Source organism: Massilia brevitalea (genome assembly GCF_030711405.1).
GTDB lineage: Bacteria > Pseudomonadota > Gammaproteobacteria > Burkholderiales > Burkholderiaceae_D > Telluria > Telluria brevitalea.
Genome location: NZ_JAULSI010000016.1, coordinates 103,924 through 128,593, shown reverse-complemented (window position 1 = coordinate 128,593; position 24,670 = coordinate 103,924). Strand labels below are relative to the sequence as shown.

Here is a 24,670-nt window from a genome sequence, read left to right as displayed (position 1 = left end):
CAGGCGGCTTGAGACAAGCGTGTCCGCTATTGACAGTACACCTCAAGGCGTGTACTCGAGGCGTTGGTACCCGGTGTTTGTGACAAGGTCATTCCAGGCGATAAAAATCGGTGAAAAAAAATCGATTCGCATAGGAGCAACTGATGAGGCTACTGATCAAGCCAGGAAAATGGCTTCTCGTGCTCGGCGCTGTCTTCGCGATCCTCTTCATTCGCTCCAAGGCAGTGCAAAGCGAACAGGATATACGGGCAGCTGCATCAATGACGGAAAAAATGCGAACGGTATGCATTGGCCGATTCCTTATTGATGTTCCTGCAAACGCAAATTTCAATTTAAAAGCAGCGAATCTCGACGGCTTTGACGTGGCCTGGCAGGAAGAGACAGCCGAGCAGTTCGGCCATTTCGTGAATGAGCGCGAGTCGAAACTTGGGTCCGGCCTCAACATGCTTGGTCAGAACAATATCGAAAGCAACGAGACAATCCAGGAATCAAACATTTTGGGGAAGGTGTTCGTACACGGCCGTTACCGGGGCTACGAGATCCGGGGCGAACAGCGCGTCTACTTCGAGACCGTGACAATCGAAGCGCATATCAACAAGAATGGCGTCACATACAGTTTCAACAGCGAAGGTGACGGGCCCGAACGCGTTGTTGTTGTAAGGTCGCTGATGAGGCAACTTGTCAACACGCGTGGGACTAGCTTGCCGAACGTAGCAGGCTTCTGCCTTGATGGCGCAATAATTGCTGACCCAGCCGACAGCAAACGCCATGAAAGTGCGATGATCAGTGGGACCTTGCCGGGTTATCCCGATATCGTATTGGCGTTATCGATGAACACGGGTAGGCATCGGGGACCAGGGCTGATTGAGCGCGACATGGCCGCCACGGATATGGTAACGCGCGCACGTTCGCGAGTATTACGTTCACAGGCGCGTACGATTGCCGGGTTATCTGGTGAAGAGGTTGGGGTAAGAACCACCGAACTGAATTTCTCAACGAATTTTAGCTTTGCTTGGGAAACTAACGGTAGCGAAGATGACTTCCAGCGTCCACGCTTATCGCTTGAATTTGATACGGGTGTTAATCCCCGTTCAGGTGGAGAGCCAGTGCAGTCCAGTCTCGATGAGGAAGCCGTACTTCGGTTATGGGACAAGATTTCGTCAAGCATACGGCTGCGACGTGCCGAAGTCCCACCGCGCACTCCGATGAAAGTCCAGCTCGATACCCCCAGGCGCCTGGTCTCGGCGTCAGAGCAAGGCGAGCACTGAAATGTATCGCTAATAAATCACCATGCGCTGCGCCATCCTCGGTTTCGTCGCAGGCGCCGCCTTCCTGCAAACGCGCGCCGCGCTGCCCGACCCCTGGCACCTGCTGGCCTGTGCGCTCGCCGCGCTCGTGCTGCTGCTGGCCCTGCGCGGCCCGGCGCGCGCTGCCTGCGCCGGTGGCCTGCTCGGCTTCTGTTGGGCCGCCTTGCTCGCGCACGCTGCCTTGTCGCAGGAGCTCGGCAAGGCCGACGAAGGCCGCGACATCGCGCTGGTCGGCACCGTCGCCAACCTGCCGCATGACTTCGGCGAGGGCGTGCGCTTCCAGTTCGACGTCGAGACCGTGCTGACCGCTGCCGCGCAAGTCCCGCCTAAGCTGGCCCTGTCCTGGTACGGCGGCGCGGCAGACCCCGTCCGCCCCGGCGCGCGCTGGCGCCTGACGGTGCGCCTGCAGCGCCCCCACGGCAACGCGAATCCGCACGGCTTCGACTACGAAGCCTGGCTGCTGGGGCAGGGCGTGCGCGCCACCGGCTACGTGCGGCCGAAGGCCGACAACCGCCGCCTCGACGCCTTTGTCCCCACGCCATCGAACCTCGTCGAACGCAGTCGCGACGCGCTGCGCGCACGCATCATGGCAGCCCTGGACGGCAAGCCGTACGCCCCCGTGATCGTGGCGCTGGTGATCGGCGACCAGCGCGGCATCGAGCAGGCCGACTGGGACATCTTCAACCGCACCGGCGTCAGTCACCTGGTTGCCATCTCCGGTTTGCACATCACGATGATCGCCGGGCTGGCCGCATGGGCCGCCGCCAGCCTGTGGCGCCGCTCGTTCTTCACGCGTGCGCAGCTGCCGCTGCTGCTGCCCACGCGAAAGGTGGCGGCCCTGGCCGGCGCCATGGCCGCGCTGCTGTACGTGCTGCTGGCCGGCTTCGGCGTGCCGGCCCAGCGCACCTTGTACATGCTGTCGGTGGTGGCGCTGGCGTTATGGTGCGGGCGCCTGGCCAGCGTCTCGCATGTGCTCTGCCTGGCGCTGGGCCTGGTGGTGGTGCTCGACCCGTGGTGCCTGCTGTGGCCCGGGTTCTGGCTCTCGTTCGGCGCGGTGGGCGTGATCCTGTTCGCTGGCGTCGGGCGGATTGCACGTCAAGAAACGGGATGGCGCGGCACGCTGCGCCTGGCCGCGCGCACCCAGTACGCGGTGACCCTCGGCCTGGTGCCGGTCACGCTGCTGCTGTTCGCCCAGGTGTCGCTGATCGGGCCGCTGGCGAATGCGGTGGCGATCCCGGTGGTAAGCTTCGTGGTGACCCCTCTAGCGCTGGCGGGCAGCCTGCTGCCGGCGCCCTTGTCGGCGCCGGTGCTGCTGCTGGCGCACCTGGCCATCGAGGCCCTGGCCGCCGTGCTGGGCTGGCTGGCGGCGCTGCCGCACGCCGTATGGAGTGCGCCCAGCCCGCCGCCCTGGCTGTTCCTGCTGGCGCTAGCGGGCACGGTGTGGATGCTGGCGCCGCGCGGCTGGCCGCACAGGTGGGTCGGCGCCGTCTCCTGGCTGCCGCTGTTCGCGCTGCTGCCCGCGCATCCGCCGCCCGGCCAGTTCCGCGTGACCGCCTTCGACGTCGGCCAGGGCATGGCGCTGCTGGTGGAAACCGAAGGCCACCGCCTGTTGTACGACACCGGCCCGCAATACGCCGCTACCCAGAACGGCGCCACGCGCGTGCTGCTGCCGTACTTGCGGGCGCGCGGTATCCACCACCTCGACGGCATGATCGTCAGCCACAGCGACGTCGACCACGCGGGCGGTGCGCTGACGCTGCTCGACGCGCTGCAGGTGGAGTGGATGGCCAGTTCGCTCGCCCCCGGCCATCCGGTGGTGCGCAAGGCGCAATCAAGTCACAGGCGCTGCGTGGCCGGCCAGCGCTGGGAGTGGGATGGCGTCGCCTTCGAGATGCTGCAGCCGGGCGAGGCGAGTTACGCCGATCCGGGCCTGAAGGCGAACGCGCGCAGCTGCACCCTGCGTATCTCGGCGCAGGGGCGCGCCATGTTGCTGGCCGCCGACATCGAGGCGGCGCAGGAAGCGCAGCTGCTGGCATCGGCGCCGGACCAACTGCGCGCCGACGTGCTGCTGGCGCCGCACCACGGCAGCGGCACCTCGTCGACGCCGGCCTTCCTGGCAGCGGTGCAGCCGTCGATCGGGGTGTTCCAGGTAGGCCACAGGAATCGTTATAAGCACCCGAAAAAACAGGTCTTCGAACGTTACGGCGCACTGGGCATCCGCCGCCTGCGCACCGACCAATCCGGCGCGCTGGTGTTCGATTTCGGCGAGAGTATCGGCGGCATCGCGGTCAGCGAATACCGGCGCGAACAGGCCCGCTACTGGCACGGGCGCTGACGGGTCTACGTCGCCACTGGCAGCGCGATCGCCACTTGCAGCCCGCCGCCGTCGCGGTTGCGCGCGACGATGGTGCCGCCGTAGGCATGCACCACGCGCTGCGCAATCGCCAGCCCGAGGCCGTGGCCATCGATGTTGTTCTTGCCCCGGTTCGAGCGGAAGAAGGGTTCGAACACGGCCGGCAGGTCGGCATCCAGGATGCCCGGTCCGCGGTCCAGCACGTCCACGTGCACCAGCGGCCCGCGCGCATACAGGCGGATGTCGACCCGGCCGCCCGCGCCGCCATGCTTGACGGCGTTGCGCACCACGTTCTCGACCGCGCGCCACAGCAGGTCGGGTGCGCCGCGCACGGTCGCCTGCAGTTCGCCTTCGATCTCGACCTCGATGGCCGGGCCATTGTCGCCGGCCTCGAAGCGCGCGTCAAAGGCGATGCCGTCGACCAGCTCCTGCATGTCGACCAGCTCGTCCTTCGGCAGATCCGGATTGGCTTCCAGGCGCGACAGCGTCAGCAACTCGCCGACCAGCTTGTCCATGCGCACGCTCTCGCGTTCGATGCGTTCGAGCGAGGCGGCGACCTTGTCGGGCTGCTGGTGCGCCAGGCCGATCGCCGCCTGCAGGCGCGCCAGCGGCGAGCGCAGTTCGTGCGAGACGTCGTGCAGCAGGCGGCGCTGGCCATCCATCAGGGCGCGCAGCTGGCCGCTCATGCGGTCGAAGTCGCGTCCGAGGTCGTTCAGTTCGTCGCCGCCGAGCCGGTGGCCGCGCGTGAAGCGCGGCGACAAATCGCCGGCCGCCGCCGCCTCGAAGGCGCTGCGCAGCGCGCGGATCGGACGCGAAAAGTACCAGGCGAGGAGGGCGGCGAACAGCAGGCTGACGATGATCGCCGCCAGCAGCGGGATCGGCCTGCTCATCGGCGAGAAGGGCCCGAAGGGGCCGCGCGGACCGTCGCCGAAGCCCGGACGTCCGCCTGGTCCAGTGAGACCCGGACCGTCAGGACCCGGCCCGCCGGCACGTGCGCCGTCCGGTGCCGCGAAGCCCTGGTCGCGGCCCGGGCCTGCACCCGGCCCGCCCACCTGCGCGGCGGTGAGCGTGTCGCCGGCGGCGTTGCGGTACATGCGCGGCACGAACAGCAGCAATTGCTGGCCGTCCGGCGCCTTCAACTGGCGCACGGGGCGATAGGGACGGTCGGTGGACAGTTCACGGCGCGCCTGCTCGCGCATGCTGGGGGTGACGTCGCGCCCCAGCAGTTCGCGGCCATTGTTGAACACCGCGTACACCGAGTGCCGGCCCTTCTGCGAGACGATCTCGCGCAGCGCCGGCACGCCGCCGTATTTCAGGGCGATGGCGGCCGAGTCGAGCATGAAGCCGGCCGGCGGACCGGTTTCGATCAGGGTGATGCTGTTCGAGAGGCGCGCCTGCTCGCGCAGCCAGAACACGCTGCCGATGCCGATGGCCGCCGCCACCTGGGCCAGCAGGATCGACAGGAAGAACTTCCAGAACAGGCGTCCCGTAGGGCGTCCCGCAGGGCGTCCACTGCGCCGTTTCATCGCGTCCCCTGCCTTCAGTCTCGGATCAGCTGGTAGCCGAGACGGTAGACCGTCTGCAGCGGCGAGCGGCCGTCGTCGAGCGTGCCGAGCTTGTGGCGCAGGCTGCTCAGGTGGACGTCGATGTTGCGGTCGAAGCGCGCCAGCGGCCGGCCCAGGCCCTGCTCGGACAGCTCGTTCTTGCTGACCGGGCGCCCGGCATGGCGCGCCAGTACCTCCAGCAGGTTGAATTCGGTGCTGGTCAGTTCCAGCGCCTTGCCATCCCAGGTGGCGCGGCGCTGCTCGGGCATCATGAGCAGCTTGCCGACTGCGAGCACGACGCCGGCGCCGGCGCCCGGCTGGGTGTCCTGGGTGCGGCGCAGGATGGCGCGCACGCGGGCCGTCAGTTCGCGCGGGGTGCAGGGCTTGGTGACGTAGTCGTCGGCGCCGAGTTCCAGGCCGAGGATGCGGTCGGCGTCGTCGCCGCGCCCGGTCAGCATCAGCACCGGGATGCGGCTTTGCGCGCGGATGCGGCGCAGGGTGTCGATGCCGTTCAGCGCCGGCATCATGACGTCGAGGATGGCGATCGCATAGCGCCCGCTCAGGGCTTCGCGCGCGCCGTTCTCCCCGTCGTGGGCGCAGGCGACCGCGAAGCCCTCCTGCTCGAGGTATTCGGTAAACATGCCGACCAGCTCGGCGTCGTCGTCGATCAACAGTACATGGTTCATCCTGGAGATGATAGCAAAGGGGGCGGACGCCTGCCTTTTCGGCGGTCCCGCTTTACCCAGCTTTACATCGCGCCATCCTTACCCGGATTTACGCCGGCTTTACAGCGCTTTACAAGGCAGCTCACCAGAATGGGCGCCATTCGACACGCAATGGAGCCACACATGACCCTGATCCGCATCACCGCCGCCTTGGCCGCGACCTTCGCCGCCGCCACCTTTGCCGGACCTGCCTTGGCCGCACCGGATGCACCGCCGCCGGGCGCGCCCGTGGCAGCCGATGATGGCGCGGGACCCGACTTCAACCGTGGTCCCGGTCCGCGCGGCCCTGGCCCCGGTCCGCATGCCGGTCCGCACATGGGTGGCCCCGGCTTGCCCTTCCTGCGCGGGATAGACCTCAGCGAAGCCCAGGAAGACCGCCTGTTCGCCATCCTGCACGCCCAGGCGCCGCAACTGCGCGAACAGGAAAAGCTTGAGATCAAGGCCCTCGATGCGCTGGATGCCATGCGCGCATCCGGCCGCGTCGACGATGCCCAGGCGACCGCACAGGCCAGGGCGCTGGGCCAGGCCATCGCCGCCCAGGAGCTGCTGCACGTGCGCACCGCCGCCCAGGTGATGGCGCTGCTCACGCCGCAGCAGAAGGAAGCGATCGAGCGCCCGCACGCGCCGCGTAACTAAGGAGGCAGCCATGAGCGAACACCATCACGGCGGCCTGGCTGCCGACGTCGACAAACTGCTCGGTGCGGCCGCGAGCCGCCGCCAGACCCTGCGCTGGCTGCTGGCCGGCGCCGCCTCGGTACCGCTGGCCGGTTGCGGCGGTGGCGGCGACAGCGGCGCCAGCACGGCCGGCAGCACGGTCTCGTCCGGCAGCAGCTCGGGCGCCACCACCGGCGGTACAAACGCCAGCTGCGCCCTCATCCCCGAGGAAACCGGCGGCCCGTATCCGGCCGACGGCACCAACAGCAGCAACGGCAAGGTCGCCAACGCCCTGGTCCTGTCGGGCATCGTGCGCAGCGACATCCGCGCCAGCATTGCCGGTGCAAGCGGCGTGGCCCAGGGCGTGCCGCTGACGATCCGCCTGAAGATCGTCAATGTCGCCGGCAGCTGCGCCACGGTCACCGGCGCCACTGTCTACCTCTGGCACTGCGACCGCAACGGCAATTACTCGATGTATTCCAGCAGCATCAGCGCCGAGAACTACCTGCGCGGCGTGCAGGCCGCGGATGCGGACGGCTACGTGACCTTCCTCACCATCTTCCCCGGCTGCTACGACGGGCGCATGCCGCACGTGCATTTCGAGGTCTATCCGAACCTGGCCACATCGACCACGGCGTCGAACCGCATCAAGACCTCGCAGTTCACCTTCCCGCTGGCCACGCTGAACACGGTGTACACGGCGACGGGCTACGCCACCAGCGTGCAGAACCTGGCGCGCATCAGCTATGCCAGCGACAACGTCTTCAGCGACGGCACCGCGCTGCAGATGGCGGCGATGAGCGGCGACGTCGTCAACGGCTATGTCGCCGAGCTGACTGTAGGGGTTTCCCTCTAAACGGAGAACGCACGGGAGCTTGTCGTCTTACAATCGAAACCTCATCCGTTTCCTGCGTCCCGTGCTCCATGACCAAACCTTTGCTGCATTTTTGCCACGGTAATAGCTTCCCATCCGGTACCTATCGTCAATTGCTCGAAGGCCTGAGCGCGCATTACGCCGTGCACAGCACCGACATGGTCGGGCACGATCCGCGCTACCCGGTGGGCGATGGCTGGAGCGGGCTGGTGGACGAGCTGATCGCCGAGCTGGAAGGATATGGCCAGCCGGTGATCCTGGTCGGCCACTCGCTGGGCGGCATGCTGAGTACCATGGCGGCGGCGCGCCGTCCGGAGCTGGCGCAATGCGTGGTGATGCTCGATTCGCCGGTGGTGGCAGGCTGGCGCGCATTCCTCTGGCGCATCGTGAAAGCACTGGGCAAGGGCACCAAGTTTTCGCCGGCACGTTTTTCCGAACGCCGCCGCAATGTCTGGCCCGACCGCGCTGCGGTCTACCAGCATTTCATCTCGAAGGACATCTTCGCCGCCTGGGCGCCGGGCGTGCTCGACGATTACCTCGACGTCGGCCTGAAGCCGCATCCGCAGGGCGTCCAGCTGCGCTTCGACCGCGCCGTCGAAACGGAGATCTACAACTCGCTGCCGCACCACATGGGCGAGGTGATCCGCCACGACTTTCCGGTGCCGGTCGGCTTCATCGGCGCCGACCGTTCCGAGGAACTGCGCCAGGCCGGCCTGGCGTCGACGCGCAGGCTGGTCGGCGCCAACTTCGTCATGACCGAGGGCAGCCACCTGTATCCGATGGAGCATCCGGCCCGCGCGGCGCAATTGACCCATGAAATGATTCAGCGCCTGCTGGCCCAGCGGGCTGGACAGAATGACACGGCGCAGGGCGACCGGCGCGGTCTTTTCGCGTAAAATCGCGGGATTTTCCGCATACCCTGAAAGAGCAGCATGGCAATTAAAAGCGATAAATGGATCCGCCGCATGGCGCAGGAAACCGGCATGATCGAACCCTTCGCGCCGGGCCAGGTCCGCGAGGCCGATGGCCGCCGCATCATTTCCTACGGCACCTCGTCGTACGGCTACGATATTCGCTGCGCCGACGAGTTCAAGATCTTCACCAACATTAACAGCACGATCGTCGATCCGAAGAACTTCGACGAGAAGTCGTTTGTCGACATCAAGAGCGATGTCTGCATCATTCCGCCGAACTCGTTCGCGCTGGCGCGCACCATGGAATACTTCCGCATCCCGCGCAATGTGCTGACGGTTTGCCTGGGCAAGTCGACCTACGCGCGCTGCGGCATCATCGTCAACGTCACGCCGTTCGAGCCGGAGTGGGAAGGCTACGTGACCCTGGAGTTCTCGAACACGACGCCGCTGCCGGCCAAGATCTACGCGGGCGAAGGCTGCGCGCAGGTGCTGTTCTTCGAATCCGACGAAGTCTGCGAGACGTCCTATAAGGACCGTGGCGGCAAGTACCAGGGCCAGCATGGCGTGACCTTGCCGAAAACCTGATACGGTTTTCGAGGCTTGCCTGCCGGATCTGTATCATATTGTGACGAGGCTGGAGAATGGGCGATTGCTGCAGTGGCGGCTGCGCGGCCGATACGCCGCCGGTCGATGCGCGCTACCGGCGCGTGCTGTGGATGGCCTTGCTGGTCAACGCGGGCATGTTCGGCGTCGAGCTGGCGGGCGGCCGGGCGGCGGGATCGGTATCGCTGCTGGCGGATGCGGTGGATTTTTTCGGCGACGCGGCCAATTACGGGATATCCCTGTTCGTTCTGGGGCTGGCGCCGGTCTGGCGTTCGCGCACGGCGCTGGTGAAGGGCGCGACGATGGGTGCCTACGGCGCCTTTGTCATCGGCTCGGCCCTGTGGCACCTGGCGTCGGGTACGGTGCCGGTGGCGCACGCCATGGGCGTGATCGGGACCGTGGCCTTGCTGGCGAACGGGCTGGTGGCGGCGCTGCTGTTCGCGTTCCGGCATGGCGATGCGAACATGCGCTCGGTGTGGATGTGCACGCGCAATGACATGATCGGGAATGTGGCCGTGCTGCTGGCAGCGCTGGGCGTGTGGCAGGCCGGGAGCGGCTTGCCGGCAAACCCGGCTGCAATCGTCGAATTAAGGCGGTAGGGTGGGCACTTGTGCCCACGCGGTCTCACCGTTTGCAGGCAGGCGAACGTAACGAGGACCACAAAGCCGGCATTATCAATGTTTTCCGACGGTGCGGCACGCACCGGTACCATACCGCGTGGGCACAAGTGCCCACCCTACGAAAAGCGCCGTAAAAAAAAAGAGGAGCCAACGGCTCCTCTTTTCACATCAAGCTGCTACAGCGATCAGTCCTGGCGTACGCAATCCACGAAGTACCCCAGCTTGCCGTCGACCTCGCGCTTGACCAGGCCGTGCACGTCGGTCTCGAAGCCCGGGAAGCGTTCGTTGAAGTCGCGTGCGAAGCGCAGGTAGTCGACGATGGTCTTGTTGAAGCGCTCGCCCGGAATCAGGAGCGGAATGCCCGGCGGGTAAGGCGTCAGCAGGATCGCGGTGGTGCGGCCTTCCAGTTCCTCGATGGCCACGCGCTCGATGTCGCGGCGCGCCATCTTGGCGAATGCGTCCGACGGCTTCATCGCCGGCACCATGTCCGACAAATACATCTCGGTGGTCAGGCGCGCCACGTCGTACTGCTTGTAGAAGGTGTGGATCTGCGTGCACAGGTCGCGCAGGCCGCGGTCTTCGTAGCGCGGATTTGCCGAGGCGAACTGCGGCATCACCTGCCACATCGGCTTGTTGCGGTCGTAGTCGTCCTTGAACTGCTGCAGCGCCGTTACCAGCGTGTTCCAGCGGCCCTTGGTGATCCCGATCGTGAACATGATGAAGAACGAGTACAGGCCGCACTTCTCGATGATGACGCCGTGCTCGGCCAGGTACTTGGTGACGATCGAGGCCGGGATGCCGGTCTCGCCGAACTGCCCGTCCAGCGACAGGCCAGGCGTGACGACGGTCGACTTGATCGGGTCGAGCATGTTGAAGCCTTCGGCCAGGTTGCCGAAGCCGTGCCAGTCGTCGTCGGCATGGATCATCCAGTCCTGCTGGGTGCCGATGCCTTCTTCGCCCTTCACGTCCGGGCCCCAGACCTTGAACCACCAGTCTTCGCCATACTCGGCGTCGACCTTCTTCATGGCGCGGCGGAAGTCCAGCGCTTCCAGGATCGACTCTTCCACCAGCGCGGTGCCGCCCGGCGCTTCCATCATGGCGGCGGCGACGTCGCACGAGGCGATGATCGAGTACTGCGGCGAGGTCGAGGTGTGCATCAGGAAGGCTTCGTTGAAGGCATCCTGGTCGAGCTTCACGGATTCGGACTCGCGCACCAGCACCTGCGAGGCCTGCGACAGGCCGGCCAGCAGCTTGTGCGTCGACTGGGTCGAGAAGATCATCGACTGCTTGGCGCGCGGGCGGTTGCTGCCGATGGCGTGCATGTTCTTGTAGAAGTCGTGGAAGGTCGCGTGCGGCAGCCAGGCTTCGTCGAAGTGCAGGGTGTCGATGCGGCCGTCGAGCATCTCGCGCAGGGTTTCCACGTTGTAGACCACGCCGTCGTAGGTCGACTGGGTGATGGTGAGGATGCGCGGCTTCTTGTCCTTGGCTTCGCGTGCGAACGGGTTCGCCTCGATCTTGCGGGCGATCGACTCTGGCGTGAACTCTTCCAGCGGGATCGGGCCGATGATGCCGAGGTTGTTCCGGGTCGGCATCAGGAACACGGGGATCGCGCCGCACATGATGATCGAGTGCAGGATCGACTTGTGGCAGTTACGGTCGACCACCACGATGTCGCCGGGAGCGACGGTCGAGTGCCAGACCATCTTGTTCGAGGTCGAGGTGCCGTTCGTGACGAAGTAGCAGTGGTCGGCGCCGTAGATGCGCGCGGCATTGCGCTCGGACTTGGCGACCGGGCCCGTATGATCCAATAACTGGCCGAGTTCTTCCACCGCGTTGCAGACGTCGGCGCGCAGCATGTTCTCGCCGAAGAACTGGTGGAACATCTGGCCGACCGGCGACTTCAGGAAGGCGACGCCGCCCGAGTGGCCCGGGCAGTGCCACGAGTACGAACCATCATAGGCGTAGTTCACCAGCGCGCGGAAGAAGGGCGGCGCCAGCGAATCGAGGTAGGCCTTGGCTTCGCGGATGATGTGGCGCGCGACGAATTCCGGCGTGTCCTCGAACATGTGGATGAAGCCGTGCAGCTCCTTCAGGATGTCGTTCGGGATGTGGCGGCTGGTGCGGGTCTCGCCGTAGATGTAGATCGGGATGTTCGAGTTCTTGTGACGGATCTCCTGCACGAAGGCGCGCAGGCGGGTCAGGGCGAAGTCGGTTTCCTCGAACGAGCCGCCGCCGAATTCCTCGTCGTCGATCGACAGCACGAAGGCCGAGGCGCGCGACTGCTGCTGGGCGAACTGCGACAGGTCGCCGTAGCTGGTCAGGCCCAGCACCTCCATGCCTTCTTTTTCCATCGCCGCGGCGAGGGCGCGAATGCCGAGACCGGACGTGTTCTCGGAACGGAAATCCTCGTCGATGATGACGATGGGGAAGCGAAATTTCATTGACAGCTCCAATGCGAAGCGCCGTGGGGGCAGCCACGCCGGGCTGGCGCGGCCCGCTCACACGGCACCGAAAAATAAGAAGCGGATTTTCGCAGAAAACCCGCTGTCCGGTGAACTTTTTTTGTTAGGGTAACCACATGCGCCAGAGGGCGGCGCACTCTAGCGGCCCAGGCCCGGCTCAGCCCCGGTTTTGCGCTGCGCGGCCGCCCACCGTCTTGAACAGTTCGACCCCGAGCATCGCGACGATGGCCGCCACGAAGGGCGCAGCGACCAGCGGCGAGGGCTCCGCATGGAACCAGGCGAAGGCGCCGATCACGAGGCCGAAGGCGGCCACGGTCACCGTCGCGCCGAGCAGCCAGGTGCGGCGCGCCAGCAGGGCCACGGCCGCCAGCGAGATCGCGATCTGCTGGGCCACCGACGCCAGCGACCACTGGCGGTGGCGGTGCAGCGCTTCCTCCGACTGCGCGCTGAAGGCGGCCGACGACGCTTCCCAGCGCTCGGCCTCGACCCGGATATCGTCTTTCTCGCGCTGGTAGCGCAGCACTTCCGAGCGGTAGTGCACGTGGTCGACGCCGGGCAGGTTGGTCGCCAGCTCGGCCAGGTTCTGCTTGTTCGACTTGGCCTGGTAGTGGTTCCAGGCGTTGGCCGCGCTGGTCTTGTCGATGGCGGCGCTGTTCTTCAGCAGCGCCGCTTCGTTGTAGCTGCTGTTGCCGATGAAGCCGAACAGCGTGCCGATGGTGGCCAGGATGGCGATCAGCACCGCCACCTTGCCGGCAAAGCCGTCGCCGCCGCGCGAAGCGGGGGTCTTTGGTGCGGGCAGGCTCATGCCGCCGCCTTGCGTTCGTAGGTGACAAAGGCGTAGCCGTAGCCGTTCTTGTCCGAGTGGTGCGTTTCGCGCGCGGTCTCTTGCCACACGGCCGGGTCGATCGGCGGGAAGAAGGTGTCGCAGGCAAAGGTGTGGGCGATCTCGGTGACGATCATGCGCTCGGCCACATCCAAAGCCGCCGTGAAGATCTGGGCGCCGCCGATGATGCTGGCTTCATCGCCCTCGACCAGCGCGATGGCTTCGGCCAGCGAGGTCACGGCGTCGACGTCTTCGTGGCGCCAGTCGGCGTTGCGGGTGACGACGATGTTTTGCCGGCCAGGCAGTGGGCGGCCGATCGAGTCGAAGGTCTTGCGGCCCATGATGATCGGGCGGCCGAGCGTGACGCGCTTGAAGTGGGCCAGGTCTTCCGGCAGGTGCCAGGGCAGCTGGTTGTTGACGCCGATGCCGCGCTGGGCGTCGATGGCGACGACCATGGTCAGGCGGGTCATCGGGATACCGCCTGTGGCGTTGCGGAAGAAGAGGAAAGGGCGCGCATGTTCGAATCCTTGTTGCATTGCAATGAATTCGGCAGATGGTGTCGTGACTTGGGCTGTCTGTCAAGATGTTGGCAGGATGTTGGCAAGATCGCGGCGAAAATCCGCCCTGCTTCCTGTATTGTCCGGCCCTCCCGCCTCTCAAGGCAGGTCGAACAGTCCCGAGCCGTTCCAACGCGGCGCGTTACTGCCCGACCTGGCTGCGGCCGCCCGGTTCGCATACTGCGGCCCCAGCTTGGCCAGCAAGCGCGGAAAGGCGCGGCAATAGCTGGACTGGATGCCGGCCAGGCGTGCCAGCTGGGCATACTCGACGACGGTGCCGGAGGGTGCCGCATCGAGTACCGCCGTCACCCGCGCGCGCCAGTCGTCAAGCCAGGGCGGCAGGCGCTGGTCCAGCTGCACGATGGCGTCGCCCGCAACGACGGTGCCGCCGGCGACTACGCGCGCCAGCATGCCGCGCCGCTCGCCGAGCGCCCGCGCCAGGCCGGGCCGCTGCAAGTCGAGCTGGCCGCAGGCTTCGCACTGGAACATGAGGCGGATGCGCACCGCTGCGCCGAGTTGGAGAATGGTGCCGGAAGTGAGACGGGCCGTATCGATATCGACCAGCAGGTTCTCGCGCAGCGTGTGTGCGGGAAGGCCGAGCGATGCGTAGACAGCGGAACTGGCCAGCAGCAGCTGGCGCGGCGAGACCGGATCGGCATGGACATCGCCGGCGAAGCCCTGGCCTGCCAGCGCCACGGCGCGTTCGACGCCCAGCGGCGGCGCATGCCGCTCCGCACGCAGCGACAGGGACCGTACCTGGCCGATGCGCACCGCGCCCTCGATGCTCAGACCGCGACCGGCGCCTTGATGCCCGGATGCGACTGGTAATCGACGACCTCGAAGTCCTCGAAGCGGTAGTCGAACAGCGAGTCCGGCTTGCGCTTGATGACCAGCTTCGGCAGCGGCAGCGGTTCGCGCGAGAGCTGCAGGTCGGCCTGCTCCAGGTGGTTCGAATACAAATGGCAGTCGCCGCCGGTCCAGATGAAATCGCCTACTTCGAGGCCGGCCTGCTGGGCCATCATGTGGGTCAGCAGCGCGTACGAGGCGATGTTGAAGGGCACGCCCAGGAAGATGTCGGCGCTGCGCTGGTACAGCTGGCAGGACAGCTTGCCGTCGGCGACGTAGAACTGGAAGAAGGCGTGGCAGGGCGGCAGCTTCATCTGCGGGATGTCGGCCACGTTCCAGGCCGAGACGATCATGCGGCGCGAGTCCGGCGTGGTCTTGATCTGTTCCAGCACCTGGGCGATCTGGTCGATGTGCGCGCCGTTTGGCGCGGGCCAGTTGCGCCATTGGTAGCCGTAGATGGGGCCGAGGTCGCCGTTGGCGTCGGCCCATTCGTCCCAGATCGAGACGCCGTTTTCCTTCAGGTAGGCGATGTTGGTCGAGCCCTGCAGGAACCAGATCAGTTCATGGATGATGGACTTCAGGTGCACCTTCTTGGTGGTCACCAGCGGGAAGCCTTCCTGCAAATCGAAGCGCATCTGGTGCCCGAACACGGACAGCGTGCCGGTGCCGGTGCGGTCGGTTTTATGGGCGCCATGCTCTTTCACATGGCGCATGAAGTCGAGGTATTGGCGCATCGCAGTCCTTCACGGGAAAACCCGGCATTGTAGCTTATGCAGGCGTGCGCAGTTCGGCCGCCAGCAGGGCCAGCGCATCGGCCACCTTGTCGTCCTGCGCGTCGAGCAGATTGTCGCCGACGTACAGCTCGAAGTAACTGGTATCGGGCAGCACGCCGTGGTTGATGCGGTTGAACAGCCAGACACCGTGGCGCTCGGCGAGATGCGCGCGGATCGCCAGTGCGCGCTCGCGGCCCACCGGCAGGTGCAGGTGCAGCATGTTGGCCGCCGGGCGCGCCGGATTCACGCGGATCTCCGGATGCGCGCGCAGGGCCTCGAACAGGAATTTGGTGCGTTCGAAGTAGGCCGGCATCGCGGCCACGCGTTCGTCGAACTGCATCGCGGCCGCCACGATGTAGGGCGAGCGATGGATGACGTTGCCGCCCTGGCGCCGGAACCATTCGGCAGCGCGCGCCACGAAGTCTTCGCTGCCGGCCAGCATGGCGCCGCCCAGGCCGCCGATGCCCTTGTACAGCGACACGTAGACCGAATCGAAGCCGGCCGCGATCTCGGCGACCGGTTTGCCGTAGCCGGCGGCGGTTTCCCACAAGCGCGCGCCGTCCATGTGCAGGTGGGCGCCGCGCGTTTGGCAGTGGGCCTTGATCGCGTCGAGTTCGTCCCACGATGGGACCTGGCCGCCGATCTCGCGCATCGGCAGTTCCAGGCCCACGGCGCCGAGGCGGCCGGGGATGGTGTCGAGGTCGGCGGCGGTGAAGGGGCGGTGGCGGTCGCCGATCTGCAGGGCGTCGAAGTGGTCGAGCAGCTGGTAGTTGGAGCGCTCGTGCACGAAGATGTGCGAGGTCGGGTGCAAGGCGACCGGCGCCCGGTTGCGGTCGCTGCTGGCCAGGCGCAGGGCCGTGACCTGGGCCATGGTGCCGCTGATGCAGAACACGGCGGCGGGGAAGCCGAGCAGGGCGGCGATTTTCTTTTCGAAGGAGTCGATCAGGTCGCCGCTGCCGTAGACGTCGTGCTCGACGTCGTTGGCCTCGCACCAGGCGGCCATGGCGGCGTACAGCTCGGCCGGGCGGCGGGCGCGGTGGCCAGGGAAGATGGTGTGGCAGCGGCGGATCAGGTCGGCGTCGGTCAAGGTCTGGCTCCGTTCAGGTGGAGCGCAAGTTTACACCGTGGGGCGGGGACTTGTCCCCACCGGCATCACCAGGTGCCGCGTTCACACCGGCCGGTACGTAGCGTGGGCACTTGTGCCCACGCTGTCTCATCGTCTGCCATTACGGAACGCGGACATTGCCGGCTGCCGGGAACGGCCGATGGCGCAACGGTGCCATACCGCGTGGGCACAAGTGCCCACCCTACGAAAAGCAACCCCGCCAAATCAACCCCGCAGCATCATCGACCCCGCAGGATCAACCCCGTGTCAGCGCAGGGTAGGTGGCCGGCGCCGGCAACGCCTCGTTCGCCTCCGCCGCATCCAGCCTGAACGCCCGCACCGCCCGCGCCAGTTGCGCGGCCTGGTCCTGCATCGCCTGCGCGGCGGCACTGGCTTCCTCGACCAGCGCCGCGTTGCGCTGGGTCGCTTCGTCCATCTCGCCGATCGCCAGGTTCACCTGTTCGATGCCGCTGCTTTGTTCGGCGCTGGCGGCGCTGATGTCGGCCATGATGTCGGTCACGCGGCCGACGCTGGCCAGTACCTCGTTCATGGTGGCGCCGGCTTCGCTCACCAGGCGGCTGCCGGTGGCGACCTCGCTGCTGGAGGCGGCGATCAAACCCTTGATCTCCTTGGCCGCGGCGGCGCTGCGCTGGGCCAGGTTGCGTACCTCGCTGGCCACGACCGCGAAGCCGCGCCCCTGTTCGCCGGCGCGCGCCGCTTCCACGGCCNGCGACCTCGCTGCTGGAGGCGGCGATCAAACCCTTGATCTCCTTGGCCGCGGCGGCGCTGCGCTGGGCCAGGTTGCGTACCTCGCTGGCCACGACCGCGAAGCCGCGCCCCTGTTCGCCGGCGCGCGCCGCTTCCACGGCCGCGTTCAGGGCCAGGATGTTGGTCTGGAAGGCGATGCCGTCGATGACGCCGGTGATGTCGCCGATCTTGCGCGAGGACTGGTCAATCGACGCCATGGTGTCGATCACCTGGGCCACCATGCTGCCGCCCTTTTGCGCGACGCTCGACGCGTTCACGGCCAGCGCGTTGGCCTGGCGCGCGTGGCCGGCGTTCTGGCGCACGGTTTCGGTCAGCTCGCCCATCGACGAGGCGGTGGTGGCCAGGCTGGCCGCTTGCTCCTCGGTGCGCGAGCACAGGTCGAGGTTGCCGGTCGAGATTTCCTGCGAGGCGTTGGCGATCTGCTCGGCGCCGTCGCGCACGTTGCCGACCACGCTGGAGAGATTGCGGCCGATGCCGTTGATGGCATCGGTCAGGCGGCCGATCTCGTCCTGGCCGCGGCTGGCGATCTGCACCGTCAGGTCGCCCTCGGCGATGCGCACGGCGGCGTCGCGCACTTCTGCCAGCGGACGCGTCACGGCCTTGCGCACAAAGGCGTACAGCACCGCGGCAAAGGCAGCGAGCGCCACCAGGCCAAAGCTGATGTAGCGGTTGCGCAGGGTGGTGGCCTCGGCCGTGATCTCGTCGGCATAGGTGCCGCCGGCGATCACCCAGTTCCAGTCCTTGAACGGGGTGTAGACGACGAATTTCTCGCGCGCCGAGGTGTCGCCCGGGTTCTGCCAGTCATAGCTGATCTTCCCGGATTTCGTTTGCAGGATTTCCTTCACGAACTCGCGGCCGTTGGCGCTCTTGTTGTCGAGGATGTTCTGGCCTTCCTTGGTCGGGTGCACGACCAGCTCGCCGTAGGCCTTGCCCGGCGCCGCGTTCAGCACGTAGAAGTAGCCGGTCTCGCCAACCTTGGCGGTGCGGATGCGTTCCTTCAGGGCTGCCAGGTGGGCGCTGATGTCGATGCCGACGTACAGCGCGCCGACCACCTTGCCGCCGGCGTCGCGCACCGGTTCGTATTGCGTGATGAACTGCTTGCCGAACAGGGTCGCCAGCCCGACGTAGACCTTGCCCTCGCGCAGGGCGGCGTAGGCGGGCGAAGCGTGGTCGAGCGCGGTGCCGACGGCGCGCTCGCCGTTTTCCTTTTTCACCGAGGTGCTGATGCGCACGAAGTCGTCGCCGCTGGCGGCGAAGATGGTGGCGTTGCCGCCGGTCTCGTTTGAGAAGCGGTCGGGTGCGCTGAAGTCGAGGTTCAGGACCTGGCCGTCGATGCGCAGGCTGGGCACGGCCATGCCGCCGATGTCGACCGTCTCGGCGGCGTCCAGCGCGAAGCTGCCCTTGAAACCGGTGGCGAAGATCTTGCCGAAGCTGACGGCCTCGTTCGACACCGTCTTGTTGAACAGTTCGACGGTGGCCACCAGGCCGTTCAGCTCGGTCGAGACGTTATGCTCGGCGCGTTCGGCGAGCAGGCTTGAGGTGGTGGCGCTGATGGTGAGCACCAGGGCGCCGATGATGATACCGACCAGGGCGAAACTGAAGGCGCTGATCTTGGAGCCGACGCTCCAGTTGGCAATACGAAATGTACGGTTAGACATGGTCAGAGAAATAAGGAAAAATATCGGTTTCTGTCCCGATCATAACCGCGGGTTATTCCTCATCGCAACGAAAGTTGTCCTATGTCAGTACAAATGCTGCTCCGCAACAACGTTTTGTATCAAGCTTGTATATGTATGTGGTGAAATTGTAATGCAGCCAAGTTGGCATAGATACCACCCTGGGCCACCAGCGAGGCATGGGTCCCGGTTTCGACCACTTGCCCATCTTCCATCACCACGATGCGGTCGGCCCGCTGCACCGTGGCCAGGCGGTGCGCGATGATGACCGTGGTGCGCCCGACCATGGCCGCTTCCAGTGCGCCCTGCACCAGGCGCTCGGATTCGGCATCGAGGGCGCTGGTGGCCTCGTCGAGCAGCAGCAGCGGCGGGTTCTTCAGCAGGGCGCGCGCGATGGCGATGCGCTGGCGCTGGCCGCCCGACAGGCGCACGCCGCGCTCGCCCAGGAAGGAGCGGTAGCCCTGCGGCAGGCGTTCGATGAATTCGTGGGCCGCGGCCAGCCTGGCCACCGCAATCACTTCCTCGTCGCTGGCGTCCGGGCGGCCGTAGCGGATGTTTTCCATGGCGTCGGCCGAGAAGATCACCGTATCCTGGGGCACGATGCCGATCGCATCGCGCAGGGTGTGCAAATCGAGGTCGCGGATATCGACGCCATCGAGGCGGATCGCGCCGGCCTGCGGGTCGTAGTAGCGCAGCAGCAGCTGGAACAGGGTGGTCTTGCCGGCGCCCGAAGGACCGACCACGGCCACGGTTTCGCCGGGGCGGATGTCGAGCGAGACGTGCGACAGCGCCGCGCTGTCCTGGCGCGACGGGTAGGCGAAGGTCACGTCCTGCAGGGCCAGCGCCGCACCACGATCCGCGCCGGTGGTGCGCTGCGGCAGCGGCTGCGGGTGGGCCGGGTTGCGGATGCTCGACCGTGCCGCCAGCAGTTCCAGCAGGCGTTCGGTGGCGCCGGCGGCGCGCTGGGCTTCGCCCATCACTTCGGACAGCGCGCCGATCGAGCCGGCCACGATCGAGGCGTACAGGATGAACTGCCCGAGTTCGCCCCCGGTCATGCTGCCGCGCAGGACCGCATGCGCGCCCAGCCACAGCACGAAGACGATGGTGCCGAACACCAGCACGATGGCCAGCATCGTCAGCAGCGAGCGCGCGCGGATGCGCTGCATGGCAGCCGTGAACGCGCCTTCCACCGAGGCGCCGAAGCGGCGTGCTTCGATGTGCTCGTGGGTATAGGCCTGCACGGTCGGCATGGCGTTCAGGATTTCGCCGGCCAGGGCCGAGGCGTCGGCGATGCGGTCTTGCGAATCGCGCGAGAGCTTGCGCACGCGGCGCCCGAACAGCACGATCGGCACGATCACCGCGATCAGGAGGCCGAAGATGATGGCGGTCAGCCTGGCGTCGGTCACGAACAGCATCACCAGGCCGCCGATGAACAGCAGCACGTTGCGCAGGGCGACCGAGATGCTGGTGCCGACCACGGCCTGGATCAGGGTGGTGTCGGTGGTCAGGCGCGACAGCACTTCGCCGGTCTGCGTGGTTTCGAAGAACTCCGGGCTCTGGTTCACCACGTGGCCGTAGACGGCGCTGCGGATGTCGGCCGTCACGCGCTCGCCCAGCCACGACACCATGTAGAAGCGCGCCGCGGTGGCAATCCCCAGCACGGTGGCCACGCCGAACAGGGCCAGGAAGGTGGCGTCGACGTTCTTGATGCTGTGCGCGCCGGCCGCCGCGCCGAAGCCGAGGTCGATCATCTGCTTGAAGGCGGCCGGAATCGCGAGGGTGGCGCCGGCGGCGAACAGCAGGGCGACGCCGGCCAGGATGAACTGGCGGCGGTAGGGACGCAGGAAGGGGAACAGTCCCTTGAAGGCGGCGAGGCTGCCCTTCGCGGGCACGGAGGATTCAGTACGGGTGTTGCCGGGGGATTGCTTGGTCACGGGTTTGTTCACGGGTTCTGTCAAGGTGGTGCCTGTTGTTGTTCTGTCTCGTGTCATCTTTTAGAGTTTCACGCCGTTCGCTTCACAGCTTCATGTCGCGCAGGTAGCCGGTCAGCTCCAGGTAGCCGCGGCCGGCCGGTACGCCGTCGCGCGCAATCGTCACCGCGCCTTCCCAGTACACGGCGCCGGTCGAGCGGCGCGAATCGAGTTCCTGGTCGGGCTGCAAGGGCGTGACCTGCCAGCGCGTGGCGCCGGTGGCGACCGTGGTGGCAACCGGGTATTCGGCGTTCGTGCGCGGCGACTTCCAGCGCTGCTGCGGCGTAAAACGCACCTGGTCCGGCGCGTAGCGGGTGACCTTGCCGGCGCGGTCGCGCAGGGTGGCGTGCGCCCATAGTTTACCACCTCCCTTAGCCCTGACCTGGAAAGCCATCAGCGCCGAGCCGTCGTCGAGGTTGGCCGCGACCCAGTCCCAGCCGCTGGCCTCCGGCTGCAAGGCTTCGCTCGACCATTCGTGGTCCAACCAGGCGCTGCCCGTGACCGCGCCCGCCGCGCCGGGGCGCCCGGCCGTGCCGCTCACGCGCAGCTGCGGGTGGCTGTAGTAGTAACTCGCGTGCTGCGCCGCAGGGCCCTTGCGCGAATAGCCGCCTTCGCCCTGCACCAGTACCGGCTGGGTCGGCGTCAAACTGAGGTCCATGCTCATCTCGCCGGACTTCACGCTCACGCGGTAGCTGCCGTCGGGCGCGCGCGTCATGCGCCAGTCGTCGAGTTTGATGTCGGTATCGCCCGTTTTTGCCCAGGCCAGGCCGAAGCCTGCGCGCGCGCTGCGCTGGTCGTGCAGCAGGCGCCCGACGGCGGGGTCGGACAGCGCGGCATGCCCGATCACCAGCTGATGCGGCGCAAAGGCGCTCGGGTTGGCCGTATCGTGCTCGGTGCGGCTGCGGAAGAACGTGACCTGAAAGCCGAGCGGCTTGCCGTCGGCCTGCTGCAGCCAGCCGGTGACGTACCACCACTCGGTGCGAAAGTCCGGGTGGGCGCCGTAGTCGCGCGGGAAGTTTAGTAGCTGGCCGGGCGTGACCGGCGCGAAGACCGGCGGCGCGGCGAACGCCCACTGGCTGGCCAGCACAAACAGCAGAACGATATAACGCATCACCAATCCTCCCTGACTGCCCGCACCGGCCCGCCGGACAAGGCGTAGCGCCCCGACACCAGGGCCGTGGCCACCGAGGCGCCGACCAGTACGGCCGCCACGGTGGCCAGCAAGCCCCAGGGCAGGTGCAGCTGCATGGTCCAGTGGAAGGATTGCGGGTTCACGACGAACACCAGAATCAGGCTGATCACCAGGCCCAGGGCAAAGCCGCAGGCCACGCCCAGGGTGGTCAGCAGGCCGCCTTCGCAGGCCAGGATGCCGAGCACCTGGCCGCGCGTCACGCCCACGTGGCGCAGCATGCCGAACTCGCGCGCCCGCGCCAGGGTCTGGGCCGAGAAAGTGGCGGCCACGCCCGACAGGCCGATCACGATGGCAATCGCTTCGAGCAGGTAGGTGACGGCGAAGCTGCGGTCGAAGATCTGCAGGCTGGCGGCGCGGATGTCGCCGGGCCGCGCCAGCTGCAGCGCGGGGCCGAAGGGCAGGGCGCGCAAGTTCTTTTCGATGCGGTCGGTAGCCGCTTCGCCGCCGGTGTAGATGGCGGCGTCGGTGACGGCGGTTTCGCCGGTCAGCAGGCGGTAGTCAAGCAGCCGGATCACGACGGAGCCGGACTGGTTGGCGTAATCGCGCCAGACGCCGGCCACAAAGAAAGGCGCCGGCTTGCCGCCGAGCGGCAGGGTGATGTTCCCGCCGACGCGTGCGCCGTACAGATCGAGCATGGCTTCGGACACCCAGGCCGGGCGCGCACCCTGCGGCACCGGGCTGGAAGCGCCGACCAGGAACAGCAGGCGGCCCGGGTCCGCCGCATCGATGTCGCGCGCGATCAGCACCACGTCCGGACGATCGGCCTGCAGCGAAATCGGGCGCGTGCGCAGGAACTGCACCTGGCGCGCACCGGCCGTGGCCTGGATCGCCGCCTGTTCATCCGGACCCAGCGCACCGCTGCTGCCGCCGGCGGCGGTGCGTACATACAGGTCGGCCGGCAGGATGTGGCGCATCCAGTCGTCCACCGACACGCGGAAACTGGCGACCATGATCCCCATCGCCACCATCAGGCTGAAGCTGGCCAGCACGCCGCCCAGCGCGATCGAGGCCTGGCCGGGGGCATTCGCCAGGCGCGACATCGTCAGGGCCAGCACCGGCGGCGGGTCAGGGCGGGTCAAGAGCGGCCGGTTCAACAGGCGGAACACGCTGGCGGCCAGGCGCGGCATCAGGCCGATGCCGCCGATCAGGAGCAGGGCAATGGCGAGATAGCCGAACAGCGGCAGCTCGAATACCGGCGGCGCAAAGGCGAACATTGCCGCCAGCGCCAGGCAAATCAAGGAAGGCCAGACCCGCGCCAGCCTTGCCAGCGCCGCCTCGTCGTTGCCGGACTTCAGGGCCACGGCCGGCCGCGCGCGCGCCGCGTCCCAGGCCGGCGCCAGGCAGCCGAGCAGGGCCACGCCCAGGCCCAGCGCAAAGAAGACAAAGGCGGCTACCGGTGTGAACACCACCTGCGGCTCCATGCCCGGGAAGTAGCCGGCGCCGAGGTCGCCCCCAAAAAAGCGCAGCGCCAGCGCCGCCAGCACGTAGCCGGCCGCCACGCCGAGCAGGGCGCCGATCACGCCCAGGCTGGCGCCTTCGAGCAGCACCTGGCGCAGCAGCTGGCCCCGTTCGACACCCAGCACGCGCAGCAGCGCGAACTGGCTGCGCCGCCGCATCACCGACAGGGCCTGGGTCGAGAACACCAGGAAGGCGCCGGTGAACAGCGCCACCAGGGCCAGCACCGTGAGGTTCACGCGGTAGGCGCGGCTGAGCTTATTGTTGCGGCTTTCCTGGTCGCTGTCGTTCGGCTGCCCGATGCGGAAGCGCCCGGGAAAATCGCGTTCGAGGTCGCGCGCCAGGCGCGCCTCGAATTCGGCGCGGTTGACGCCGTCGCGCAGTTTCAGGTCCACGCGCGAGAGTTTGCCGAGCTGCCTGAAGCGCCACTGGACGGCGCCGATGTCCATCACGCCGATGCGCTGGCCGGGGCGGGCGGCCTGCACCGGGCCGGCCACGCGCAGGCTGAAGTCGGCGGTGCCGGTGCGCAGCGTGAGCATTGCGCCATCGCGCACATTTAACCAGCTTTGCGCGGCGGGCGATAAAAACACGGTGTCGTCGGCCAGCACGTCGGACCCGCGCCCTTCGCCTGGCACGCCGAGCAGGTCGGGCGCGATGTAGCCGGCGCGCAGCGGGTCGATGCCGACGATGCGCAATGCGCCTTTGGCGCTTGGCACGGCGGCCTGGATGTCGAGCACCGGCGACGCCAGCGCCACGCCCTCGTATTCGGCCAGGCGCGGGTAGATGGCTTCGTCGAACAGGGCCTCGCGGCCCAGCACCTGGATGTCGGCCTGGCCGGACAGGCTCTTGATCGCGGCCGAGAATTCGTTAAAGGCGGCGGCGTTGATCAGGTGGATGGCGAAGCCCATGGCCACGCCGACCGCAATCGCGGCAATCGCCAGCACGGCGCGCACCGGATGCGCGCGCCACTCGCCCAGCAGCAGCCAGCGCGACAGCAAGGACGGCAGCGCGTTCAGGCCGGACATTCCACCGCCAGCGCCTCCGCCTGCCGTTTCGCCTTCAGGCGCGCACCGGCCACGGCCTCGCCGCGGGCACGGCCCAGGTCTTCGTCCAGCCAGCGCTGCTTCAGGCGCAGGCGTTCGCATTTCTGGCGCTGCACGGCGAAGGCTTTGGCGGCGCGCTGGCGTTCGCGTTCTTCGCGCAGTTCGCCGGCGGCGCGTTCCTTTTCCAGCGCCAGCAGGCGCAGGCGGTCGCCCGCCAGTTTCGCGCTGGCGGCCTGGTCGACCGGCGGCGCGGCGCGCACGGCCAGTTGGAGGCCGCCGCCGTCGGCGCAGGGCTGGTCGCCGTAGGCCACCTTGCCGGCGACCGTGCATTTATAGATGCTGCCTGCCAGCGCGCCTTGCGCCGCCATGCAGGCGATGATTGCCGTCACGAACTTGATCATTGGTG

General features: G+C 67.1%; 19 protein-coding genes and 2 pseudogenes. 7 read left to right on the top strand and 14 right to left on the bottom strand.

What is annotated here, in order from left to right; all coding sequences use genetic code 11:
* Positions 1-143: 143 nt before the first annotated feature.
* Positions 144-1,268 (top strand): T6SS immunity protein Tli4 family protein, encoded by a 1,125-nt coding sequence (locus QWL29_RS12385; protein WP_305823197.1) that lies wholly within the window; start codon positions 144-146, stop codon positions 1,266-1,268.
* A gap of 22 nt (positions 1,269-1,290) precedes the next feature.
* Complete coding sequence (locus tag QWL29_RS12380; protein WP_305823195.1) at positions 1,291-3,642, top strand: DNA internalization-related competence protein ComEC/Rec2; 2,352 nt, start codon at positions 1,291-1,293, stop codon at positions 3,640-3,642.
* Between the two features lie 5 nt (positions 3,643-3,647).
* Here the strand turns inward: QWL29_RS12380 and QWL29_RS12375 are convergent, their stop codons facing one another.
* Positions 3,648-5,186, bottom strand: a complete 1,539-nt coding sequence (locus tag QWL29_RS12375) for a sensor histidine kinase (protein ID WP_305823194.1) — start codon at positions 5,184-5,186, stop codon at positions 3,648-3,650.
* Positions 5,187-5,200: 14 nt separating this feature from the next.
* The gene (locus tag QWL29_RS12370; protein ID WP_305823193.1) at positions 5,201-5,890 is read right to left on the bottom strand and encodes a response regulator transcription factor; all 690 of its coding nucleotides are present in this window, start codon (positions 5,888-5,890) and stop codon (positions 5,201-5,203) included.
* A 162-nt stretch (positions 5,891-6,052) separates the two neighbouring features.
* Between QWL29_RS12370 and QWL29_RS12365 the strand changes: the two genes are divergently transcribed.
* From QWL29_RS12365 to QWL29_RS12345, 5 genes are all read left to right on the top strand, one after another.
* Positions 6,053-6,565, top strand: a complete 513-nt coding sequence (locus QWL29_RS12365) for a Spy/CpxP family protein refolding chaperone (protein ID WP_305823192.1) — start codon at positions 6,053-6,055, stop codon at positions 6,563-6,565.
* Positions 6,566-6,575: 10 nt separating this feature from the next.
* Complete coding sequence (locus QWL29_RS12360) at positions 6,576-7,439, top strand: dioxygenase family protein (protein WP_305823191.1); 864 nt, start codon at positions 6,576-6,578, stop codon at positions 7,437-7,439.
* A gap of 68 nt (positions 7,440-7,507) precedes the next feature.
* Complete coding sequence (locus QWL29_RS12355; protein WP_305823190.1) at positions 7,508-8,353, top strand: alpha/beta hydrolase; 846 nt, start codon at positions 7,508-7,510, stop codon at positions 8,351-8,353.
* Between the two features lie 36 nt (positions 8,354-8,389).
* Positions 8,390-8,956, top strand: coding sequence for a dCTP deaminase (dcd, locus tag QWL29_RS12350; RefSeq protein WP_305823189.1), 567 nt, complete (start codon positions 8,390-8,392; stop codon positions 8,954-8,956).
* Between the two features lie 56 nt (positions 8,957-9,012).
* Positions 9,013-9,573 (top strand): cation efflux transmembrane domain-containing protein, encoded by a 561-nt coding sequence (locus tag QWL29_RS12345; RefSeq protein WP_305823188.1) that lies wholly within the window; start codon positions 9,013-9,015, stop codon positions 9,571-9,573.
* Between the two features lie 206 nt (positions 9,574-9,779).
* Here the strand turns inward: QWL29_RS12345 and QWL29_RS12340 are convergent, their stop codons facing one another.
* The 12 genes and pseudogenes from QWL29_RS12340 to QWL29_RS12290 form a co-directional block, all read right to left on the bottom strand.
* A complete protein-coding gene (locus QWL29_RS12340) occupies positions 9,780-12,035 on the bottom strand; it encodes an arginine/lysine/ornithine decarboxylase (RefSeq protein WP_305823187.1) in 2,256 nt (751 codons plus the stop codon).
* Positions 12,036-12,213: 178 nt separating this feature from the next.
* Positions 12,214-12,861 (bottom strand): DUF4337 domain-containing protein, encoded by a 648-nt coding sequence (locus tag QWL29_RS12335; protein ID WP_305823186.1) that lies wholly within the window; start codon positions 12,859-12,861, stop codon positions 12,214-12,216.
* Positions 12,858-13,349: a dihydrofolate reductase gene (locus QWL29_RS12330; RefSeq protein WP_305823185.1), complete on the bottom strand. Its 492-nt coding sequence runs from the start codon at positions 13,347-13,349 to the stop codon at positions 12,858-12,860. Before QWL29_RS12330 ends, QWL29_RS12335 begins: the two co-directional genes overlap by 4 nt.
* Before the next feature lie 186 nt (positions 13,350-13,535).
* The gene (locus QWL29_RS12325) at positions 13,536-14,207 is read right to left on the bottom strand and encodes an MOSC domain-containing protein (protein ID WP_305823184.1); all 672 of its coding nucleotides are present in this window, start codon (positions 14,205-14,207) and stop codon (positions 13,536-13,538) included.
* 14 nt (positions 14,208-14,221) lie between these two features.
* Entirely contained in the window at positions 14,222-15,016 is a 795-nt protein-coding gene (gene thyA / locus QWL29_RS12320) for a thymidylate synthase (RefSeq protein WP_305823183.1), read from the bottom strand.
* A 34-nt stretch (positions 15,017-15,050) separates the two neighbouring features.
* Positions 15,051-16,142: a threonine aldolase family protein gene (locus tag QWL29_RS12315; protein ID WP_305823182.1), complete on the bottom strand. Its 1,092-nt coding sequence runs from the start codon at positions 16,140-16,142 to the stop codon at positions 15,051-15,053.
* 274 nt (positions 16,143-16,416) lie between these two features.
* Positions 16,417-16,899, bottom strand: a pseudogene (locus tag QWL29_RS26935) (methyl-accepting chemotaxis protein); the annotation flags it as partial.
* A pseudogene (locus tag QWL29_RS12310) lies at positions 16,892-18,586 on the bottom strand (methyl-accepting chemotaxis protein); the annotation flags it as partial. The pseudogenes QWL29_RS26935 and QWL29_RS12310, both read right to left, overlap by 8 nt.
* Positions 18,587-18,705: 119 nt before the next feature.
* On the bottom strand, positions 18,706-20,595 hold the full coding sequence (locus QWL29_RS12305; RefSeq protein ID WP_370663694.1) for an ABC transporter transmembrane domain-containing protein: 1,890 nt from the start codon (positions 20,593-20,595) through the stop codon (positions 18,706-18,708).
* Between the two features lie 25 nt (positions 20,596-20,620).
* Positions 20,621-21,685 carry a lipocalin-like domain-containing protein gene (locus tag QWL29_RS12300; RefSeq protein ID WP_305823179.1) on the bottom strand — a complete coding sequence of 355 codons (1,065 nt, stop codon included), beginning with the start codon at positions 21,683-21,685 and terminating at the stop codon, positions 20,621-20,623.
* Positions 21,685-24,246, bottom strand: a complete 2,562-nt coding sequence (locus QWL29_RS12295; RefSeq protein WP_305823178.1) for an FtsX-like permease family protein — start codon at positions 24,244-24,246, stop codon at positions 21,685-21,687. The genes QWL29_RS12300 and QWL29_RS12295 overlap by 1 nt, the downstream gene beginning before the upstream one ends.
* Entirely contained in the window at positions 24,234-24,665 is a 432-nt protein-coding gene (locus QWL29_RS12290; RefSeq protein ID WP_305823177.1) for a DUF4124 domain-containing protein, read from the bottom strand. Before QWL29_RS12290 ends, QWL29_RS12295 begins: the two co-directional genes overlap by 13 nt.
* Positions 24,666-24,670: the final 5 nt, after the last annotated feature.